The following is a 503-nucleotide window of genomic DNA, read 5'->3' as shown; positions in this document are numbered from 1 at the left end:
GTTCAAAACAGAATTCATTGAGCAGGTCTTCGGACCAAAAAAACTTTAATTGAAGAGTTTGATCATGGCTCAGATTGAACGCTGGCGGCAGGCTTAACACATGCAAGTCGAGCGGTAACAGAGAGAAGCTTGCTTCTCTGCTGACGAGCGGCGGACGGGTGAGTAATGCTTGGGTATCTGCCTTGTGGTGGGGGACAACAGTTGGAAACGACTGCTAATACCGCATAATCTCTACGGAGCAAAGTGGGGGACCTTCGGGCCTCACGCCACAAGATGAACCCAAGTGGGATTAGCTAGTTGGTAAGGTAACGGCTTACCAAGGCGACGATCCCTAGCTGGTCTGAGAGGATGACCAGCCACACTGGAACTGAGACACGGTCCAGACTCCTACGGGAGGCAGCAGTGGGGAATATTGCACAATGGGCGCAAGCCTGATGCAGCCATGCCGCGTGTGTGAAGAAGGCCTTCGGGTTGTAAAGCACTTTCAGTCGTGAGGAAAGGTA

Annotated in this window: 1 rRNA gene; it reads left to right on the top strand. The window is 52.3% G+C overall.

What is annotated here, in order from left to right:
- Positions 1-46: 46 nt before the first annotated feature.
- Positions 47-503, top strand: a 16S ribosomal RNA gene (locus Q4519_RS21695); the annotation flags it as partial.

Origin of the sequence: Motilimonas sp. 1_MG-2023, from assembly GCF_030547455.1 — a bacterium.
In the GTDB taxonomy this organism is placed as follows: domain Bacteria; phylum Pseudomonadota; class Gammaproteobacteria; order Enterobacterales; family CBDFNC01; genus Motilimonas.
Note: the sequence above shows the minus strand (reverse complement) of the source record. Positions and strands in the feature narration are given on the sequence as shown.